Raw genomic sequence first — 14,587 nt, 5'->3', positions numbered from 1 at the left:
TCTGCCACCTGTCGGCGGGCTCACGGCAGGTCGGCGCCGGTGAGCAGGGCGCGCAGCCTCAGCCGCTCGGCGACCTCGGGCGGACAGGTCGCGACGAGCGCGGCGGCGCCGATCAGGTCGGCCCCGGCGTCCCGGACGACCTGGCACAGCGCGTCCAGTTGCGCCCCGGTGTCGACCCAGTCGTCGACCAGCAGCACCCGGTCGCCCGGGTTCAGCCGCCGGCCGTCCACGCCGACCCGCAGCCGCCGGCCCCGGTAGTCAGGGGGTGTCTGTGCCCAGCGCGTCGGCCCGACCCGGTGCCGCTCGCCGCCGTCCTTGTACGCGGGCAGGAAACCGGCTCCGGCGGCGACCGCGACCAGCGGGCCGAGCAGCAGCCCGGTCACCTCGGGGGCGATCACGACGGTCGGGCGATCCTCGGGGAACAGGCCGGCCAGTGCCGGGCCGACCTGGGCCAGCACGCCGGGGTCGCGCCACCAGCCGGAGATGTCGCTGACCAGGTGGGTGCTGCCCGGGCCGGGGTCGATCCACCGGAACAGCTCGACCAGGCGACGAATCAGCACGGTTCCATCCTGGCGGATCGGTGGGCCGTTCGGCCGATCGGCTGTGGCGTGATCGGCTACACGTACCAGGGTAAATGCGGGCATAGCACCATGATCACGTTGACTTCGGAAGTGCTTCTCTCGTTACGGTCCGGGCCGGTTTGTTCAGTTGACGAAAGGACCGGGCCGGTGGCTGCTAGGCACCTTCGTACCCGCAAGTTCTCCTCGCCCGCCGCCATCGCCGCGACCGCGGCGGTCGGCGTGGCGCTCGCGGTCGGCGGTACCGTCGGCGCCGTGCGGCTCACCTCCGCCGAGCCGCCCGCCGCACCGGTCGCGGTCGAGGCGCTGCCCAGCACGCCCGCCCCCACGTCGGCCGCCCCGTCGCCGAGCGCGTCGGCCTCGCCGAGCGTGAGCCTCAGCCCGTCGCCGAAGGCCACCCCGAGCCCGAAGGCGAGCCGCACCCAGGCGGCCTCCCGGAGCAAGGCGCGGACCGCCGCCCCGTCGCCGACGGCGAAGAAGACGAGCAGCCCGAAGGTCGTGGACAGCGGCTCCTGCGGCGCCTCCTTCTACGCCGAGGGCCAGATGACGGCGAACGGCGAGACGTTCAACCCGGACGCGCTCACCGCGGCGCACAAGACGCTGCCGTTCAACACGAAGGTCCGGGTCACCAACCCGGACAACGGCAAGTCGGTCGTGGTGCGGATCAACGACCGTGGCCCGTTCATCGAGGGCCGGTGCCTGGACCTGTCCCGCGCCGCGTTCGCGACCATCGCCGCCACCAGCCTCGGCCACGTGAACGTCCGGTACGAGGTGCTCGGCTGACCGGCCACTCGGGCAGAACTTCCACGACCGACGGGCCAGGTTCATTCTCCCGTTCACGTCCATCAGGCATGCTGTCCGATGTACGCACGCAACCCTTCCAGCCGGGCCGAGGCCCGCTGAGTCCCGGATCCCGCGCCGGCCTCGGCGCGGCCCTCGCGCTGCTCGCGATCGTGGTGGCCGTGGAGCTGGCGGACGGCCGCCCGGCGCACTACCTCGCGCTGATGGTCGTCGCGCCGTTCCTCGCGGCGGCGCTGGCGTCCTGGCGGGTGGTGCTCGCGGTCGGCGGCCTGGCCACCGCGATCGGCGTCGGCTTCGCCGTCGCCGAACAGGGTAGCCCGCTGGTGACAGCCGTCAACGTGACGGCTGTCGGGGCGGCCACAGTGATCGCGGCTGCCACGGCGGCGATACGCCAGCGGCAGGCGGACCGGATCGCGGAGCTGTCCCGGCTCGCCTCGGTGGCCCAGCAGGCGGTGCTGCGACCGCTCGGCCCGCAGGTCGGCACGCTCGCGGTGGCCGCGCGGTACATCTCCTCCACCGCCACGGCCGAGATCGGCGGCGACCTGTACGAGGTGATGGACACCCCGTACGGCGTCCGCATGATCATCGGCGACGTACGGGGCAAGGGGCTGGACGCGGTCCGCCTGGCCAGCATCGTGCTCGGCTCCTACCGGCACGTCGCGTACGAGCGGGCCGACCTGCGCGCGGTGGTGACCGACCTGGACCGCGCGGTGGCCCGCAACGTCGGCGACGAGGACTTCGTCACCGCGGCCCTGGTCGAGGAGCGCGGCGGCACGCTCACCATCGTCAACTGCGGGCATCCGCCGCCGTTGCTGCTGCGGCGGGGCGCGGTGATCCCGCTGGAGCCGCCCGCGCCCGCGCCGCCGCTCGGCTTCATGCCCGTGGTGCGGCCCCGGGTGGAGCGGCTGGAACCGGGCGACCGGCTGCTGCTGTTCACCGACGGGCTGGGCGAGGCGCGCCGGGACGGCGAGTTCTTCCCCACCGCCGACCGCGCCTGGCGGCTGCTCGGCCACGGCACCGTCGCGGACGGGCTGGCATCGCTGGAGACCGCCCTGGTCGAGTGGGTGCACGGCCGGCTCGACGACGACATCGCGCTGGTCCTGATGGAGTACGTCGGCCCGCGCAGCACCACCGCCTCCCCGCTCCCGAGCTGGGAGGTCGGCGCCGCCGACGGATGAACGGGAAGTGTGTAATCGCTGTCACTTCCGAGATCGGCTTGTCGTTGCCTACCGGTGAGTAATACAGTCTGGAGTTACTGATCGGTAACACCTGTCCGGGAAGCGGGGCCAGCGAGCATGACCCACTACAAGAGCAACGTGCGGGACCTCGAGTTCAACCTGTTCGAGGTCTTCGGGGCGGACCGGGCGTTCGGCCAGGCGCCGTACACGGACCTGGACGTCGACACCGCCCGTAGCTTCCTCTCCGAGGTCGACCGGCTCGCCCGCGAGGACCTGGCCGCCAGCTACTCGGACAGCGACCGCAACCCGCCGGTCTTCGACCCGGCGACGCACACCGCGCCGCTGCCGGAGTCGTTCAAGAAGTCGTACCAGGCGTTCATGGACTCCGAGTTCTGGCGCCTGGACCTGCCCGAGGCCCTGGGCGGCACCAACGCCCCGCGCGCCCTCTGGTGGTCGCTCGCCGAGCTGGTGCTCGGCGCCAACGCCCCGATCTGGATGTACGCCTCCGGCCCGTCCTTCGCCCACGTGCTGCACGTCGAGGGCACCGACGAGCAGAAGAAGTGGGCCCGGCTGTTCATCGACAAGCAGTGGGGCTCGACCATGGTCCTCACCGAGCCGGACGCCGGCTCCGACGTGGGCGCCGGCCGTACCCGGGCGATCCAGCAGCCGGACGGCTCGTGGCACATCGAGGGCGTGAAGCGCTTCATCACCTCCGGTGAGCACGACCTGAGCGACAACATCGTCCACTACGTGCTGGCCCGTCCGGTCGGCGTCGAGGGCGTCGGCGGCCCGGGCACCAAGGGCCTGTCGCTGTTCGTCGTGCCGAAGTACCACTTCGACGCCGAGACCGGCGAGCTGGGCGAGCGCAACGGCGTCTACGCCACCAACGTCGAGCACAAGATGGGCCTGAAGGTCTCGAACACCTGCGAGGTGACCTTCGGCGAGCACGGCGTACCGGCCAAGGGCTGGCTGCTGGGCGAGAAGCACGACGGCATCCGCCAGATGTTCATGATCATCGAGTACGCCCGGATGATGGTCGGCACCAAGGCGATCGCCACGCTCTCCACCGGCTACCTGAACGCCCTGGAGTACGCCAAGAACCGGGTGCAGGGCGCCGACCTGACCCAGATGGCGGACAAGACCGCCCCGCGGGTGACCATCACCAACCACCCGGACGTGCGCCGTTCGCTGCTGCTGCAGAAGTCGTACGCCGAGGGCCTGCGCGCGCTCGTCTGCTACACCGCGAGCTGGCAGGACAAGGTCGCGATCGCCGAGGCGGCCGGTGACGAGAAGGCCACCAAGCTGGCGAAGCGGGTCAACGACCTGCTCCTGCCGCTGGTCAAGGGCGTCGGCTCGGAGCGGGCGTACGAGCTGCTCGGTCACGAGTCGCTCCAGACCTACGGCGGTTCCGGCTTCCTCCAGGACTACCCGCTGGAGCAGTACGTCCGGGACGCCAAGATCGACACCCTGTACGAGGGCACCACCGCGATCCAGAGCCTCGACCTGATCTTCCGGAAGATCGTCCGGGACAACGGCAAGGCCCTGATGGCGGTCGCCGCCGAGATCCAGGAGCACATCGCCTCCGAGGCCGGCAACGGCCAGCTCAAGGAGGAGCGTCAGGCGCTCGGCAAGGCGCTCGCCGAGATCCAGAACATCCTCGGCGTGATGACCGGCTGGCTGGGCGAGGCCCAGGGCGGCGACACCCGCGCGCTCTACAAGGTCGGCCTGAGCAGCCGCCGGTTCCTGCTGGCGATCGGTGACCTGGTGGTCGGCTGGCTGCTGCAGAAGCAGGCGGACGTGGCGCTGAAGGCGCTGGCCGGCGAGGTCTCCGCCGCCGACAAGTCCTTCTACACCGGCAAGGTCGCCGCGGCCCGGTTCTTCGCCCGTGAGGTGCTGCCCCGCATCGGCGCCGACCGCCGGATCATCGAGGGCGCCGACCTGGAGATCATGGACCTCCCGGAGGAGGCTTTCTGAGCCCTTCCGGGGGCTTTCACCCCTGAAACGTCACTCTCCCCCTCACGACGACGGCCGGCGGGCACCAGCCCGCCGGCCGTCGTCGTGCGTGTGCCCGGGTGGATAGGCGGCCCGGTGGCGGGTAACCGTCGCGGACCACGACCCGAGTACGCCCAAGGCCATCGCACGGGGGAGTGCAGCGCACATGGGCATTGGTAGCGCCATCTTTCTCATCGCGCTCGGCGCGATCATGACCTTCGCCATCCGCGCCAACGTCTGGTGGATCGACCTGCGCGCGGTCGGCTGGGTGTTCATCCTGGCCGGGCTGGGCGTCCTGCTGACCACGCTGTGGTTCTGGCAGGACCGCCGCAAGCGGGCCCGTACGCTCATCGTGGAGGAGAACCGGCTCTCGCATCCGACCGCGATGATGCCGCCGCCGCCCGACCCGCCGCCGCCGACGGCACCGCCGTCCTGACGCCGCGTCTCAGCGACCGATCCGGTCCGGCTCGGCGAGGTCGTCGCCGGAGAGGACCGGCTGAGCCGTACCCCTCAGGCGCGGGCGGTGTGGCGCGCGGTGATCGGCGCTCCGCCCGGGGCCAGCTCGGCCCACCGGGTCGTCGGCCGGTGCACCACGAGATCGGTGGTACGCAGCCCGTCCGGGTCGGCCCGCTCCGGGTCGAGCAGCGCCGAGAGCAGCGAGACACCCGGGTTGTGCGCCACGAGCAGCACCGTGCCGGCGGCCGGCTCGACCGTGCGCAGCAGGTCCAGCAACTGGTCCGGGTGCGCGTCGTACGCGGTCGCCTCGTACCGCACCGCTGGGCGCGAACCGGCCGGACCGCCCTCCGGCGGCGACCCGGTCATGCCCATCGCCACGTCGTGCCAGGTCTGCCGGGTGCGCCGGGCCGGCGAGCAGAGCACCACGTCGGGAAGCAGCCCCTGCCGGGCCAGCCAGGCGCCGGCCGCCGCCGCGTCGGCGTGACCCCGCGCGGTCAGTGACCGATCCGCGTCCGGGCCGTTCGCGGACTGCTCGGCCTTCGCGTGCCGCAGCAGCACCAGCGTCCGCTGCCCGTTCCTGCCGTCCGTCATACCGCCCAGCTTGCCTGATTGACGATCAAAGCGCCTGGGTATGTCGATGTGTGCCGCTACCTCATCCATGGCCGCGGCGGGCAGGAAACGCCAGCAGGACGCCAAGGAGGCGACGTCATGGGCATCGGTGCCAGCATCTTCCTCATCGCGCTCGGCGCGATCTTCGCGTTCGCCATCGACGCCAACCTGGGATGGCTGAACCTCAACGTGGTGGGCTGGGTGCTCATGCTCGCCGGCGTCGCCGGCCTGCTCACCACGCTCTACTTCTGGAACAGCCGCCGCCGGGTCGTGGCCGCCCCGGTACGCGAGCAGGTGGTCGCCGAGCCGGTGGTGCCGGTGCGCGACGACCGCGTCGTGCGCGAGGAGTACCGCGAGGTGCGCCGCCCGGGCTCGGGCTACCCGGCCTGACTTCCCGAACCCGAGGGCCCCGCAACGGTGCGGGGCCCTCGCGCATGTCCGGGGTACGGTGCGGCCCGGCTCGGCCCGGCTCAGGCGAACAACGCGAAGTAGATCGCGATGTGGTGGCAGATCGCGGCGACGAGCGTGCAGGCGTGGAAGAACTCGTGGTGCCCGAAGACGGTGGGCCACGGGTTCGGCCGGCGCAGCGCGTAGAACACCGCGCCCACGCTGTAGATCGCGCCGCCCACGCTCAGCAGCACCAGCGCGGTGACGCCACCCGCGTGCAGGATCTGCGGCAGCATGGCCACCGCGACCCAGCCGAGCGCCAGATAGAGCGGGGCGGAGACCCAGCGCGGCGCGTGCGGCCAGATCAGCTTCACCGCCACGCCCGCGATCGCGCCGCCCCAGACCAGGCTCAGCATGATCGTGGCCTGCCGGTTGTCCAGCAGCAGCGCGCAGAACGGTGTGTAGGTGCCGGCGATGAACACGAAGATCATCGAATGGTCCATCCGGCGCATGATCTGGTAGCCGCGTTCGGACCAGACCCGCCGGTGGTAGAGCGCGCTGGTGCCGAACAGCCCGCACACGGTGAAGCTGTAGATCAGGCAGCTCACCAGCGGCGCCCAGCCGGGACGGCCGGCGGCGATCGAACACAGCACGATGCCGCAGACAAGAGCGGCGAAGAACGCGTACGCGTGCAGCCAGCCGCGCATGCGCGGCTTCCCGATGTCGGCCGGACGGAGCCGGAACGGTGCGGAGGTCGTCACGCCAATAGGTTACGACGGCGTAGGTTACTTGCAAGTAGTGTGGACCGTCACGTCGGACGGCGGGAGGATGACCGGATGCGGATCCGGCCGGTCGGGGTGCACGCCCTGCTGCTCGACTGCGACGACCCGGAGCAGGCGCAGGCGTGGCGGGCCGAACTGTGGCACCGCCGCGAGGCGGGCGAGCTGACCGCCACCGAGATCGTCCCCGGCGCGGTCACCGTGCTGCTCGACGGCGTACCGGACCCGGAGGCGGCCACCGCCCGGATCGCCGGCTGGCGTCCCCGGACCGCCGCCTCCGGCGCGACCACCGCCGAGGTCCGGGTGCCCGTCGTGTACGACGGGGAGGATCTTCCGCGCGTCGCCGGGCACTGGAACGCCGACGTGCCCGCAGTCGTCGACCGGCTGCGGCGTACCGAGTTCCGGGTGGCGTTCTGCGGGTTCGCGCCCGGGTTCGCGTACCTGACCGGGCTGCCGCCCGAGCTGGCGGTGCCCCGGCTCGCCACGCCGCGTACCCGGGTGCCGGCCGGCTCGGTCGCGCTCGCCGGCCCGTACGCGGGCATCTACCCCGCCGCGTCACCGGGCGGCTGGCTGCTCGTCGGCCGCACCGACCTGCCGCTGTTCGACGTGCACGCCGACCCACCGGCCCGGCTCACCCCCGGCACCCGCGTCCGGCTGGTCGACGCGCCGTGATCGAGGTGCTGCGGGCCGGTGCGCTCACCACCGTCCAGGACCAGGGCCGGCCCGGGTGGGCGCACCTCGGCGTACCCCGATCCGGCGCGCTCGACCCGGCCGCCCTGCGCCTGGCCAACCGGCTCGCCGGCAACGACGAGAACGCCGCCGGACTGGAGATCACCATGACCGGCTGCGTGCTGCGCTTCACCCGGGCGGTGGCTGTGGCCCTCACCGGCGCCCCGGCCGACGTGGTCGTCGAGTGGCGGGCCGGGGCCGCACAGCGGCGTCCGGGGGACGTGGGACGGCCGCTCGCGCTGCCCGCCGGGGCGGTGCTGCGCGTCGGCCCGGCCCGCGCCGGGGTGCGCACCTGGCTCGCCGTCAGCGGCGGGATCGCGGTCGAGCCGGTGCTCGGCAGCCGCGCCACCGACACGCTCTCCGGACTCGGACCGCCGCCGCTGCGCGACGGGGACCGGCTGCCCCTCGGCACCCCGGCCGGTCCGCCCGCACCCGTCGACCTCGCCGTCACCGGGTCGCTCCCGGACGAACTGCGGCTCACCGTGCGCCCCGGCCCCCGGCAGGACTGGTTCACCCCCGAGGCGCTGGACCTGCTGTGCCGCGGCGCGTACACGGTGAGCCCGGACAGCAACCGGGTCGGCGCGCGGCTGGCCGGCGCGGGCCTGACCCGCGCGGTCGCCGGCGAACTGCCCAGCGAGGGCCTCGTGCTCGGCGCGGTGCAGGTGCCGCCGGACGGCCGGCCGCTCGTCTTCCTGGCCGACCACCCCACCACCGGCGGGTACCCGGTCATCGGGGTGGTGGACGACGTGACCCCGCTCGCCCAGGCCCGGCCAGGCACTACGGTGGCGTTCCATGGACCTCAACGCTGACCTGGGCGAGGGATTCGGAAGCTGGCGGCTGGGCGACGACCACGCGCTGCTCGACCTGATCAGCTCCGCGAACGTCGCCTGCGGCTTCCACGCCGGTGACGCGGCCACCATGCACCGGGTCTGCGCCGGCGCCGCCGAACGCGGCGTCGCGGTGGGCGCGCAGGTCGGCTACCGCGACCTCGCCGGCTTCGGCCGGCGGCACATCGCATACGACTTCGCCGAGCTGCGCGACGAGACGATCTACCAGCTCGGAGCGCTCGACGCCTTCTGCCGCCGGTACCGCACCCGGGTCCGCTACCTCAAACCGCACGGCGCGCTCTACCACGCGGCGGCCCGCGACGAATCGCAGGCCGCCGCGCTGGTGGCGGCGATCAGCGGGTACGACCAAGAACTGCCGGTGCTCTGCCAGCCCGGCACCGTACTGGCGCAGCTCGCGGCCGGCGCCGGCCTGCGGGTGGTGGCCGAGGGCTTCGCCGACCGCAACTACCTCCCCAACGGCACGCTCGTGCCACGCAGCTCACCGGACGCGCTGGTGACCGACCCGGAGCAGGTCGCCGTCCGGGCGGTCCGGATGGCCGTCGAGCGCACGCTGGTCGCTGTGGACGGGACGGTCATCCCCGCCCCGGTCGAGTCGATCTGCCTGCACGGCGACAGCCCTGGCGCGGTGCGCTGCGCGGAGCTGGTAAGGGCCGCGCTCATCGACGCGGGGGTCACGCTCACTCCGTTCGCGTGAAAGGAAGGGCCCCTTCTTAACGCCTCCGGTAGAGGAAGGGGCCCTTCTTAACACCTCCGGTCAGGCGTCCATCCCCCGCAGGACCAGCGGTACGCGAGTCGCGCCGCCGGTGACCACCCGGACCGGTACGCCCCAGTCCTGCCGCGTCAGGTGGCAGGCCGCGTGCTCGACGTCGGCGTCGCAGGTCGCCGCCTGGGCGGTCACCTGGAGCACCCCCTGCGCCACGTCGCCGCTGACCACCAGCCTGCGGGACAGCTCGGTGGTCGTGCCCGCGCCCTCGACCAGCAGCTCCGGCGGGGACGCCGAGACCACCAGCCGGGTCGACGGCCCGTACGTCTCGTCGAGCTTCTGCCCCGGCGCCGGCGTGAAGATCACGTCGAGCGTCAGCTCACCGGCCGCCACGTCGGTGGGCTTGCGTTCCAGCCGGTGTCGCGGCCCGTCCACCGTGTTCGCCCCGGCCGACGTCAGCGCGCCCGGGGCCAGCCGGGTCAGCCGGTGCGCGGCCGACTCGACCACCAGGACGTCGCCCTCGCCGGTGAGCACCAGGTCGCTCGGCTCGGCCAGCCCGTCCGCCACGGTGCCCACCTGGCCGGTCTCCGGGTCGAAGCGGCGCACCGCACCGTTGTACGTGTCCGCGATCAGCACCGAGCCGTCGGGCAGCGCGCACACGCCCAGCGGGTGCTGGAGCAACGCCTGGTCGGCCGGGCCGTCGACGTGCCCGAAGTCGAACAGGCCCTGACCGACGGCGGTGTGCATCACGCCGCCCTCGACCCACCGGATCGCGCTGGTCTCGCTGTCGGCCACCCAGAGCCGGGCGCCGTCGGCCGACACGGACAACCCGGACGGCTGGGCCATCCACACGTCCGGCAGCGGGCCGTCACGCAGCGCCTCGACAGTGGTCCCGGCGTACATGCCGGCGGTCCGCTTGATCGGGTCGAACCACCAGAGCTGGTGGATACCGGCCATCGCGACGATCACCCGGTCGTCGTACCAGGCCACGTCCCAGGGGGAGGAGAGGTCGACCGCGCGGGCGTCGTGCGCGTGGTCGTCGACGGTCGAGCGCCACTGGCGCCCGGTGCCCGCCACGGTGACCACCTCGCCGGAGGACAGCCGTACGCCGCGCAGCAGGTGGTTGACCGTGTCCGCGACCACCACGTCGTAACCGGCCACCTCGGCCACGTGCGGCGGCAGGAGGCAGAGCCCCTGCGGCTCGGCGAACGTGGCGGCGGAGGCCGGGCCGTCCGTCCGGCCCCGGGAACCGGCGCCGATGCGGCGGACCACCGTCTCGCCGTCGGCGGCCAGCTCGACCAGAGAGTGCCGGGCCGAGTCGCTGACCAGCAGGTTCCCGCCGTCGAGCGGGACGGCCTTGCCGGGGAACCGCAGGACGGTGTCCGGCTCGGCCGGCGGCACGTACGGGCCCTCGCCCCGGTGCAGCGTGCCCTTCCCCTCGTGGGTGGAGATCAGCTCGTCGATCAGCCGGGCGAGCCCTTCGGCGTGCCCCTCGCCGGCCATGGTGGCGACCACGTACCCCTCGGGGTCCACCACGGCGAGCGTCGGCCACGCCTTGGCCGCGTACTGCTGCCACATGTCCATCTCGGCGTCGTCGAGCACCGGGTGGTGCACGCCGTACCGCTCGACGGCCGCGGCCAGCGCCGCCGGGTCCTTCTCGTGCTCGAACTTCGGCGAGTGCACGCCGATCACGACCAGGACGTCGCCGTACTTGTCTTCGAGCGGACGCAGCTCGTCGAGCACGTGCAGGCAGTTGATGCAGCAGAACGTCCAGAAGTCGAGCAAAACGATCTTGCCCCGCAGGTCGGCGAGCGAGAGGTCGCGGCCTCCGGTGTTGAGCCAACGACGACCGCGCAGCTCGGGCGCGCGTACACGAGGTGCCATGACTCCATCCTGCCGCACCATCGGAGCCCACCCCGCGCGACGTGGTGCAGGCAACGGAACACGGGAGACAGCCTCGCCGAGCACCAGCGCCGCCGGGTGCGGGCCGTGACCAGCGGGCGCAGCGAGCGGGTAAACGCCTGAAGGCCCCCTTCGTGCCCGCGCGGGTACATCTGGGCCGAGAGCGAGCGCGATCTCCGTGACTGAAGACCAGCAGCTCGCCGAGATCATGGCCGAGGAAGCGATGCTTTAGCCGCCCGAAGGCCCGCCTTCGGGTGCTGCCGTGGGCGACGCGAGCTCTGCTCGGGCGCGCGGCCGTTCACGATCTGCGCTTGTCGGTCGCCGAGGCGGTAGCCCGCGATCCACTCGCAGAGCGCGTTGATGAGGTCGGGCGGGATGCGGGGCGGCTCGGTCACGGTGGGCTCCTTTGTTGCGCAGAGGGGCCGCCAGCGTACGCACCTCCCGAGCGCCGGAGGCGCAGCGGCTCGCCGGGATCACGGCCGAGGAAGCGATGCCCTAGGGGTCCGAAGGCCGACAGACGCACATCGAAACGGCGCGGAGCGCCCACCCCGGCGAGGGATGGGCGCTCCGCGTACGTGCGGTTACTGGCCGGCGGGCTTCAGGCAGAGCACCCGGGTGGTGCCGCCGCTCTCGACCGAGACCGAGGGCTGCGACAGATCGGCGCACTTGTCCTTGTTGTCCACCTTCGACACCACGCTGAACGCGCCCGGCTCACCGCACTCGGCGGGCACCGCGCTCGTGCCGGACTGCTTGACGCAGGAGCCGACCGCCGGGTCGAAGCCGGCCGGCTTGTCGTCACCGACCTTGCCGAGCAGCGTCAGCAGACCGAGCGGCACGGCGAGGATGAGCACCGCCGCGATCAGCACGGCGGCGAGCACCCGGCCGTTGCGCACCTTCGGCGGGGGCGCCTCGGTCTGCGACTCGGCGGCGTCCGGCTTGAACGCGTCGAAGCGGCCCTGCTCCGGCTCGGTGCCGGGCCCGTCCTGCGACCAGGCCGGCGGGGCCTGCTGGGGCGGCGGCGGGAAGGCGTTCGCGCCACCCGCCGGGCCCTGGCCGGGCACCGCGACCGAGGCACGTCCACCGGCCGACGGACCGAACCGGTCCGGCTCGCCGAACGGCTCGGGCCGGCCGGCCGGGCCGCCGAACGGATCCTGCTGCCCGCCGGGGCCGCCGAACGGCTCGGGCTGGCCGCCGGGGCCGCCGAACGGCTCGGGCTGGCCGCCCGGGGCGCCGAACGGGTCCGGCCGGCCACCCGGGCCGCCGAACGGATCCTGGCCGCCGGGAGCGCCGTACGGGCCCTGCTGGCCGCCGAACGGGTCACGGGCCGCGTCGGGCTGCTCGCCGCCCGGGTGCACGCCGTTGGCGGGGCGGGTGTTGCCGGGCGGGTCCACGAAGGACGGCACACCGACCGGGAACGACGGCGGCGCGGCCGGCGAGGAGGGCGCGCCGGCGTACCCGTGCGGGCCGTCGGCGTCCTCGGACCGCGACTGCGGGCCGGGGAAGCCGTTGCCGGGCGGCCCGTCCTGGCCGGGGAACCCGGGCTCGTCCTGCTCGGGGGCGTCCTCGGGCTCCGGGCGCGCGGGCCGGCCGTACACCCGGGGCTGCGGCGTGGGGCCGCCGGCCGGCAGCGGCTGGTCGGACGGCGGGGTGACCCGGCTGGCCACCGGGACCGACGCGCTCGCCGAGACCGGGCCGCCCTCCGGGGAGGTACGCGGTCCGGGAACGGCAGGCGACTGCGGCTCCTCGGCACGGGACGCGCCCCAGGCGCCGTCGCCGCGCTCCGGCTCGTACCCCTGGGGTTCGGTGCCCGGGTGGTCGGCGGGCGACGACGCGGCGAGCGCGGCGCCTGGCACCCGCTGCTGCTGTGCCGGCAGCGGCACGGCGTTGCCGGGAGAGATGCCCGGCGCGGGGGCGGGCTGGTAGGCCGGGGCGGAGTCCTCGGAGCGGCCCCACGCCTCGGCCGGCGACCACGGCTCGGGCGACGGTGCGGCCGCCCGCTCGTCCTGGTTGCCGCCCCAGCCGGCGGGCGCGTCGGGCGACGGCACGGACACGCTCGCGCGGGCCTCGGCCGGCGCGGCGGTGCCCCAGGCGGGCTGCGCGGGCTCGTCCGACGGCCGCCCGGGCTCGTGCTGCTGCGGTACGGAGGCCGCGCCGCTCCAGGCGCCGGCCTGCTCACCTGAGTCCCGCTGCTGCGGTACGGCGGCGCCGTCACCCCAGTCGCCGGCCTGCCGGCTCTGGTTCGGCTCCCAGCCGCCCGGCTGGGCCGCCTCGGCGGGGTTCGCGGCGCGCCCGGCGGCCCAGCCGCCGGAGCGGTCCGGGTCCTCGGTGCGGGCCGGCTCGTCCCAGCCGCCGGACCGGTTCTCGGCCTGCGGGGCGGGCCAGCCGCCGGAACGCTGCCCCTCGTCGTGCTGCGGCCCGCCCGAGGCCCGCCAGCCACCGCTGTCCTCGGCCGAGCGGTGGTCCTGATCGGACTGCTCCGGAGTGGACCAGGCGTTGTCCGGCCGGGCGGCGCCGGGCACCGAGACCGCGGCGGCGGCACGGGCGGGCGGGTCGGCGGGCGGCCAGGTGGCGCCGGTCTGCTGCCCCGGCGCCCAGGCCGGCTGGCTCTCGCGCGGGTTCCAGCCGCCCGAGCGGTTCGGGTCGTCGGACGCGGCGGGCTGCTCGTCGCGCGGGGTCCAGCCGCCGGAGCGGTTCGGGTCGTCCGGCTGCGGGACGGCCCAGCCACCGGCGCGACCGGGGGCGTCGTCGTGCTGCCCGCCGGTGGGCGCGAAGCCGCCGGAGCGGTGCGGGTCGTCCGCGGGGGCGGGCGTGACCCAGGTCTCGTTCGGCACGGTGGCCGGGGCGGGCACGTAACCGGTGCCACGGGCAGCCGGGTCACCGGACGGCGACCAGCCCGGCTGCTGCTCGCCGGAGCCCCATCCGGGACGGTTCTGCTCGGCGGCCCAGGGGGCCTGCGACGGTTCGGCCGGGCTGCCCGGCGGCGTGGCGGCCCAGGCGGGCGGCGCCTGCTCGGCGCCGCGGTCCGGGCCGGACTGCTCCTGGTTGCCCCAGGCGGGGCCACCGGAACCGGCCCAGGCGGGGTTGCCCTGGTCGTTGCCGCCCCAGGCGGGCTGCGGGACCTGGGCGGTCGCCCGTCCGGTCACCGGCTGGCCCGCGGGCGGGGCCCACGCGGGTGGCTGGTCGTCGTTCGCGGCCCAGGCCGGGGCCGGCTGCGCGGGCCGACCGGCCGGCGGGGGCGGTGCCCAGCCGAGGTCGGGTGCGCCGTTGTACCCGTTGTCCTGCTGCGCCGGCTGATCGCCGTACGGCACCGGTCCGCCGGTGCCCGGCGACACCTCGCCCGGCTCCTGGCCGGGGCGGTGCGGAGCCTCGGACGTCATGGGTGCGCCTCCTCCATCACAGGTCGGCCGCCGATGCCGGTCGGGGGACCGTCGGCATGGCTACCGGCGTCGCCGGCGGGTACCGGCCGTGCGGGCTCCCCGCACCGTATCCGGTGGTCGCCCGGGGCCGCTCGGGGGAGCATCAGCGGTCACCGAAAGTCACCGGATGACGTCGATGGGTTTCGTTGTCCCGCGTCCGTCCGGAGTCAGCCGGTTGGCGACCGTGCCAACCGTACCGGGCGGTGGAG

General features: G+C 74.3%; 14 protein-coding genes. 8 read left to right on the top strand and 6 right to left on the bottom strand.

Annotated elements, in window-relative coordinates; genetic code table 11:
* Positions 1–20: 20 nt before the first annotated feature.
* A complete protein-coding gene (locus ABIH81_RS07640) occupies positions 21–560 on the bottom strand; it encodes a phosphoribosyltransferase (RefSeq protein ID WP_349879654.1) in 540 nt (179 codons plus the stop codon).
* Between the two features lie 168 nt (positions 561–728).
* Here ABIH81_RS07640 and ABIH81_RS07635 point away from each other — a divergent pair, with 168 nt between their 5' ends.
* The 4 genes from ABIH81_RS07635 to ABIH81_RS07620 all read left to right on the top strand — a co-directional run bounded on the left by ABIH81_RS07635 (position 729) and on the right by ABIH81_RS07620 (position 4,985).
* Positions 729–1,361 (top strand): septal ring lytic transglycosylase RlpA family protein, encoded by a 633-nt coding sequence (locus ABIH81_RS07635; RefSeq protein WP_349879653.1) that lies wholly within the window; start codon positions 729–731, stop codon positions 1,359–1,361.
* 68 nt (positions 1,362–1,429) lie between these two features.
* Positions 1,430–2,557 (top strand): PP2C family protein-serine/threonine phosphatase, encoded by a 1,128-nt coding sequence (locus ABIH81_RS07630; protein WP_349879652.1) that lies wholly within the window; start codon positions 1,430–1,432, stop codon positions 2,555–2,557.
* Positions 2,558–2,674: 117 nt separating this feature from the next.
* Positions 2,675–4,531 (top strand): acyl-CoA dehydrogenase, encoded by a 1,857-nt coding sequence (locus ABIH81_RS07625; RefSeq protein ID WP_349879651.1) that lies wholly within the window; start codon positions 2,675–2,677, stop codon positions 4,529–4,531.
* A gap of 184 nt (positions 4,532–4,715) precedes the next feature.
* A complete protein-coding gene (locus tag ABIH81_RS07620; protein WP_013283345.1) occupies positions 4,716–4,985 on the top strand; it encodes a DUF6458 family protein in 270 nt (89 codons plus the stop codon).
* 74 nt (positions 4,986–5,059) lie between these two features.
* Here the strand turns inward: ABIH81_RS07620 and ABIH81_RS07615 are convergent, their stop codons facing one another.
* Positions 5,060–5,596, bottom strand: a complete 537-nt coding sequence (locus ABIH81_RS07615; protein ID WP_349879650.1) for a histidine phosphatase family protein — start codon at positions 5,594–5,596, stop codon at positions 5,060–5,062.
* A gap of 117 nt (positions 5,597–5,713) precedes the next feature.
* On the opposite strand from ABIH81_RS07615, the gene ABIH81_RS07610 reads away from it, so the two are divergent.
* On the top strand, positions 5,714–6,004 hold the full coding sequence (locus ABIH81_RS07610; RefSeq protein WP_120572396.1) for a DUF6458 family protein: 291 nt from the start codon (positions 5,714–5,716) through the stop codon (positions 6,002–6,004).
* Positions 6,005–6,084: 80 nt separating this feature from the next.
* Here ABIH81_RS07610 and ABIH81_RS07605 read toward each other — a convergent pair whose 3' ends face one another.
* Positions 6,085–6,762 (bottom strand): hemolysin III family protein, encoded by a 678-nt coding sequence (locus ABIH81_RS07605; protein WP_121685723.1) that lies wholly within the window; start codon positions 6,760–6,762, stop codon positions 6,085–6,087.
* Positions 6,763–6,837: 75 nt separating this feature from the next.
* Between ABIH81_RS07605 and ABIH81_RS07600 the strand changes: the two genes are divergently transcribed.
* From ABIH81_RS07600 to ABIH81_RS07590, 3 genes are read left to right on the top strand one after another with little or no spacing between them, the layout of a single operon-like run.
* Positions 6,838–7,452: an allophanate hydrolase subunit 1 gene (locus ABIH81_RS07600; protein WP_349879649.1), complete on the top strand. Its 615-nt coding sequence runs from the start codon at positions 6,838–6,840 to the stop codon at positions 7,450–7,452.
* Entirely contained in the window at positions 7,449–8,318 is an 870-nt protein-coding gene (locus tag ABIH81_RS07595) for a biotin-dependent carboxyltransferase family protein (RefSeq protein ID WP_349879648.1), read from the top strand. Before ABIH81_RS07600 ends, ABIH81_RS07595 begins: the two co-directional genes overlap by 4 nt.
* Positions 8,302–9,051, top strand: coding sequence for a 5-oxoprolinase subunit PxpA (locus tag ABIH81_RS07590; protein WP_349879647.1), 750 nt, complete (start codon positions 8,302–8,304; stop codon positions 9,049–9,051). Before ABIH81_RS07595 ends, ABIH81_RS07590 begins: the two co-directional genes overlap by 17 nt.
* A 60-nt stretch (positions 9,052–9,111) precedes the next feature.
* Here the strand turns inward: ABIH81_RS07590 and ABIH81_RS07585 are convergent, their stop codons facing one another.
* The 3 genes from ABIH81_RS07585 to ABIH81_RS07575 all read right to left on the bottom strand — a co-directional run bounded on the left by ABIH81_RS07585 (position 9,112) and on the right by ABIH81_RS07575 (position 14,339).
* The gene (locus ABIH81_RS07585; RefSeq protein WP_349879646.1) at positions 9,112–10,944 is read right to left on the bottom strand and encodes an NHL domain-containing thioredoxin family protein; all 1,833 of its coding nucleotides are present in this window, start codon (positions 10,942–10,944) and stop codon (positions 9,112–9,114) included.
* Between the two features lie 224 nt (positions 10,945–11,168).
* Positions 11,169–11,357 carry a hypothetical protein gene (locus ABIH81_RS07580; RefSeq protein ID WP_349879645.1) on the bottom strand — a complete coding sequence of 63 codons (189 nt, stop codon included), beginning with the start codon at positions 11,355–11,357 and terminating at the stop codon, positions 11,169–11,171.
* A 186-nt stretch (positions 11,358–11,543) separates the two neighbouring features.
* Positions 11,544–14,339 (bottom strand): hypothetical protein, encoded by a 2,796-nt coding sequence (locus ABIH81_RS07575; RefSeq protein WP_349879644.1) that lies wholly within the window; start codon positions 14,337–14,339, stop codon positions 11,544–11,546.
* Positions 14,340–14,587 lie beyond the last annotated feature (248 nt).

Origin of the sequence: Micromonospora sp. HUAS YX12, from assembly GCF_040215685.1 — a bacterium.
Classification (GTDB): Bacteria; Actinomycetota; Actinomycetes; order Mycobacteriales; family Micromonosporaceae; genus Micromonospora; species Micromonospora tulbaghiae.
This window is presented reverse-complemented; position numbering and strand designations above follow the sequence as displayed.

Bases quoted from the DNA above. Each gene is read 5' to 3' on its own strand.
- ABIH81_RS07630 (WP_349879652.1), top strand. From the start codon at position 1,430: ATGCTGTCCGATGTACGCACGCAACCCTTCCAGCCGGGCCGAGGCCCG.
- ABIH81_RS07625 (WP_349879651.1), top strand. From the start codon at position 2,675: ATGACCCACTACAAGAGCAACGTGCGGGACCTCGAGTTCAACCTGTTC.
- ABIH81_RS07620 (WP_013283345.1), top strand. From the start codon at position 4,716: ATGGGCATTGGTAGCGCCATCTTTCTCATCGCGCTCGGCGCGATCATG.
- ABIH81_RS07615 (WP_349879650.1), bottom strand. From the start codon at position 5,596: ATGACGGACGGCAGGAACGGGCAGCGGACGCTGGTGCTGCTGCGGCAC.
- ABIH81_RS07610 (WP_120572396.1), top strand. From the start codon at position 5,714: ATGGGCATCGGTGCCAGCATCTTCCTCATCGCGCTCGGCGCGATCTTC.
- ABIH81_RS07600 (WP_349879649.1), top strand. From the start codon at position 6,838: ATGCGGATCCGGCCGGTCGGGGTGCACGCCCTGCTGCTCGACTGCGAC.
- ABIH81_RS07590 (WP_349879647.1), top strand. From the start codon at position 8,302: ATGGACCTCAACGCTGACCTGGGCGAGGGATTCGGAAGCTGGCGGCTG.
- ABIH81_RS07585 (WP_349879646.1), bottom strand. From the start codon at position 10,944: ATGGCACCTCGTGTACGCGCGCCCGAGCTGCGCGGTCGTCGTTGGCTC.
- ABIH81_RS07575 (WP_349879644.1), bottom strand. From the start codon at position 14,339: ATGACGTCCGAGGCTCCGCACCGCCCCGGCCAGGAGCCGGGCGAGGTG.